This is a genomic window from Thermithiobacillus tepidarius DSM 3134 (assembly GCF_000423825.1).
In the GTDB taxonomy this organism is placed as follows: Bacteria; Pseudomonadota; Gammaproteobacteria; order Acidithiobacillales; family Thermithiobacillaceae; genus Thermithiobacillus; species Thermithiobacillus tepidarius.
On sequence record NZ_AUIS01000043.1, the window covers coordinates 1 to 4,547 of the forward strand.

Annotated in this window: 1 protein-coding gene; it reads right to left on the bottom strand. The window is 71.0% G+C overall.

Features of this window, described 5'->3' with window-relative positions; translation table 11 throughout:
* Positions 1 to 4,547: non-ribosomal peptide synthetase (locus tag G579_RS0113160; protein WP_028990539.1), on the bottom strand; the 4,547-nt coding region annotated here is incomplete at both ends.

Here is a 4,547-nt window from a genome sequence, read left to right on the forward strand (position 1 = left end):
CGGAAGCCGCGGATCTTCACCTGATGGTCGATGCGGCCGAGGAATTCGATGTTGCCGTCCGGCAGGTAGCGCGCCAGATCGCCGGTTTTGTACAGGCGGCCGCCCGGCTGGAAGGGATCGGGCAGGAAGCGCTCGGCGCTCAGCGCGGGGCGGTTGAGGTACTCGCGCGCCACGCCGCTGCCGCCGATGTGAAGCTCGCCGCTTTCGCCCGGCGGCAGCGGCGTGCCCTGGGCGTCGAGGACGTAGGCGTGCACGTTGGCCAGCGGCCGGCCGATGACCGGTTGCGCCGGACCGTCCGCGATGCGGATGCAAGTGGCGTCCACGGTGCATTCGGTCGGTCCGTAGACGTTGTAGAAGGTGCTGCGGCGATCACCGCGCAGGCGCTGCCAGAGCATCTCGTCGATGGCTTCGCCGCCGATCAGCACCACCCCCGGCAACGGCCGTTCCGGCTCGGCATCCAGCAGCAGGCGCAGCTGCGACGGCGTGCAGTCGAGCACGTCGATGTCCTGCTCGCGCAAATGGCGCCGCAGCGCCGCCGGATCATAGCGCAGCGCGTCGGACAGGATGTGCAGTTCATGGCCCCGGGCGATCTGCATGTACTGCTTGACCGAGGCATCGAAGGAAAAGGAGGCGTTCATCGCCACCTTGAGCGGCCCGGGCCCGTGCCGGTCGTAGACGGCCTGGTCCAGGGCGAAGAGCAGGTTGCTCAGGCCCCGGTGTTCGATGGCGACGCCCTTGGGCTGGCCGGTGGAGCCTGAGGTGTAGATGACGTAGGCGAGCTGGTCGGGGGCGCAGGGCCGCGCGGGATCGTGCTCGGGCTGGCCGGCCAGGAGCGCGGGATCGTCCAGGCACTGGGTGGTCGGGCCCTGGGGCAGGCGGGCGCGCAGATGGCCGTGGGTGAGCAGCAGGCCGATGCCGGCATCGCGGCACATGAAGGCCAGGCGCTCGGGCGGGTAGCTGGGGTCGAGCGGCACGTAGGCGGCGCCGGCCTTGAGCACGCCGAGCACGGCGACGAGCAGGTCCACCGAGCGCGGCAGGCAGACGCCGACCCGGTCCTCGGGGCCGAGGCCCTGGGCCTGGAGGCGGTGGGCCAGCCGGTTGGCGCGGCGGTTGAGCTCGGCATAGTCCAGGCGCTCGTCCTGGCAGACCACGGCGGTGGCCGCCGGCGTGCGCTGGACCTGGGCCTCGAAAAGCTCATGCAGGCCACGGTCCAGCGGCAAATCCAGGGCCGTGGCATTCCAGTCGTAGACGATGCGCTGGTGCTCGGCCGGGGTGAGCAGCGGCAGTTGGCCGAGCTTGGCCGCGGGCTGCGCGGCCATGCCTTCCAGCAGGGTCTGCAGGTGGCCGAGCATGGCTTCGGCCACTGCGTCGCCGTAGTGCTCGCGTTCGTAGAGCAGCTTGAGTTCGACCACCGGCTCGCCGTAGGCGATCAGGGTCAACGGCAGGCCGGTGCGCTCGAAGAGCTCGAACTCGCGCGCGGCCCAGGCGCCGCCTTGGCTGCGCAGGGCCGCATCGAGGCTCTCGCGATCGAACATGACGATGCTGTCCAGGAGCGGTGCGCCTTCCGGCAAATCGCTCCATTGCTGGATCCGCGCCAGCGGCACCTGTTCGTGGCGGCGGGATTCCAGCTGTTGCGCGCGCAGGGCCCGCAGCCAGTCGAGCAGCGGCTGCCCGGGGTCCACGGGCACGCGCCGCGGCAGGGTGTTGATCAGCAGCCCGACCATGGACTTGACCTCGGCGATGGCTGGGTTGCGGCCGCTGTGCACGCTGCCGAAGAGCACCTCGGCCTCGCCGCTGTAGCGCGCCAGCAGCAGGGCCCAGGCACCCTCGATCAGGGTGCTGAGCCGCAAGCCGTGCCGGGCGGCGAAATCCTGCAGGCGCTCGCTGCCGGCCGCGGAAAGCCGCAGCCGGCGCACGCCAGCGCCTTGGGCGTCCGGCATCACGCCCAAGCCCGCCACCGGCAGCCGGGTAGGCGATTCGACGCCGCGCAGCAGCCCGCGCCAGTAGATCTCGGCGCCATCCCGGTCCTGCCGGTCGCACCAGTCGATGAAGTCGCGATAGGCGGGCCGCGCCGGCAGCCGGGCCGCGCCGGCCGTATCGTAAAGGGCGAAGAGCTCCTGCATCAGGAGCTGGATGGAGCGGCCGTCCAGCAGGAGGTGCGGGAAGGTCCACAGCATCCGGTAGTCGGCATCGGCGGTGCGGAACAGGGCCACGCGCAGGAGCGGCGCCTGGCGCAGATCGAAGTCCCGTGCGCGGTCGGCGGCCAGATACTCGGCCAGGCGCCGCTCCTGCTCCGCCGGCGCGTGCTCGCGCCAGTCCTCCTGCCGGATGCTCAGCGATACCCGGGCTTGCGGCTGCTGGCGCGTGCCCTCCGGCCCGTGCCAGTCGAAGGCGGTGCGCAGCACGGCGTGGCGCTCGACCAGCGCCTGCCAGGCCGCCTCCAGGCGCGCCGCGTCCAGCGCCTCCGGCAGGCGGCACAGCAGCTGCTCCAGATTCAGGCCGGCGCCCGGCCGCGACAGCGTCTGGAACAGCATGCCGTCCTGCATGGGCGACAGCGGGTAGGGCGCCGGGCGCGCGGCGCCGGCCTGCTGGGCCAGGCTGGCGATGGTCTGATCGGGGCCGAGCACAATCTGTCTAAGCAGCATCTCAAATTCCTCCGCCATCTGCGCGATGGATTCAGCGTCCAGGAGATCGGTGTTGTACAGCAGCGTGCAGGAGAGTTGTGAGCTATCTCCGGCAATAGACAAGGTGAGATCGAATTTGGCACGGGTTTCCGGCAGGTGCAGCCGCATCGCCCGCACGCCGGGCAGCGCGGGCAGGGCACCGTCGTCATCCTGCAGCGCGAACATGGCCTGGAAAATCGGGCTGTGGCTCAGGCTGCGGGGCGGGTTCAGGGCTTCGACCATCTTCTCGAAGGGCAGATCCTGATGGGCGAAGGCACCCAGCACCCGTTCGCGGGTCTGCGCCAGCAGGTCGGCAAAGCGCATGTCGCCGCCCAGCCGCGCCCGCAACGCCACGGTATTGGCGAAAAAGCCGATGACGTTTTCCAGCTCCCGGCGGCTGCGGTTGCTCAACGGCGTGCCGACCAGCAGATCCATCTGCCCGGTGTGCCGGTGCAGCAGGATCTGGAAGGCGGCCAGCAGCAGCATGAAGCGGGTCACGCCCTGGGCTTGGCTGAAGTCCTGCAGCGCCTGCGCCAGATCCGCGGACAGGGTGAAGCGGTGCTCCGCCCCCTGGTGGCCCAGCACCGCCGGCCGCTCGACCGGCCAGCGCAGCACCGGCAGCTCGCCGCCGAGCTGCTCCCGCCAGTAGGCGAGCTGCTGCGCCAGGGCCTCGCCCTGCATCTGCTCGCGCTGCCAGGCGGCAAAATCCGGATACTGGAGGACCGGTGCGGGCCGGCTGTCCGGCTCGCCCCGGAGCAGGGCTTGGTACGCCGCGCCCAGCTCCGCGATCAGCAGGTCCACGGACCAGCCGTCGGCGATGAGGTTGTGCACGCTCAACAGCAGCAGATGGTGGTCGGCGCCCAAGCGCAGCAGCACACAGCGCAGCAGCGGGCCGCGTTCCAGGTCGAAGGGGCGTGCGGCCTCCTGCTGCGCCAGGCGCAGGGCGGCCGCCTCGCTGTGGCCCGAGGCGTCGATCAGGGCGATGGGGATGTCCGCCTGCGCGGCCAGGCGCTGCACGGGCAACCCCTCTGCCGTGTGATAGCTGGCGCGCAGCAATTCATGACGCGCGGCCACGCGGTGCAGGGCTTGGCGCAGCAGATCCAGGCGCAACGGGCCCTCCAGCCGATAGAGGCGGGTGATGGTGTAGAGCGCCGGGTCGCTGTTGAGTTGGGTGGCGAACCAGATGCGCTGCTGGGAAAAGGACAGCGGCGCGTCGCCGCCGCGCGCGCGCGGCGGGATCGATGTCGCCGGCGCGTGGCGCCCGGTGTCTGACGCTGCCTGCAGCCAGGCAGCCAGGTCGGCCACGGTCGGCCGCTCGAAGAGGAGATGGTAGGGCAGCTCGATCTGCAGCCGTTCGCGCACGCGGGAGATCAGCTTCATGGCCAGCAGCGAGTGGCCGCCCAGCGCGAAGAAATCATCGTGCACGCCCACGCGCGGCAGCCCCAGCACCGCCGCCGTGAGCTCGGCCAGGACGGTCTCGTCCGACGTGCACGGCGCGGCGTAATGGGTCTCGGGCACCAGGTCCGCCGGCGTGGGCGCCGGCAGGGCCTTGCGGTCCACCTTGCCGTTGGGGGTGAGCGGGAAGGTTTCCATGTGCACGAAGGCGGTCGGCACCATGTACTCCGGCAGCGTTGCCCGCAGGCCGGCGCGTAAGGCCTCGGCCGACGGGGCGGGGCCTGCCGTCGTCACGTGGGCGACCAATCGTTGCTCGCCGGGCTGGTCCTCGCGGACCGTGACCACCGCGCCGCTGATGCCGGGCTGGCGCAGGACGGCGGCTTCGATCTCCGGCAGCTCGATGCGGAAGCCGCGGATCTTCACCTGATGGTCGATGCGGCCGAGGAATTCGATGTTGCCGTCCGGCAGGTAGCGCGCCAGATCGCCGGT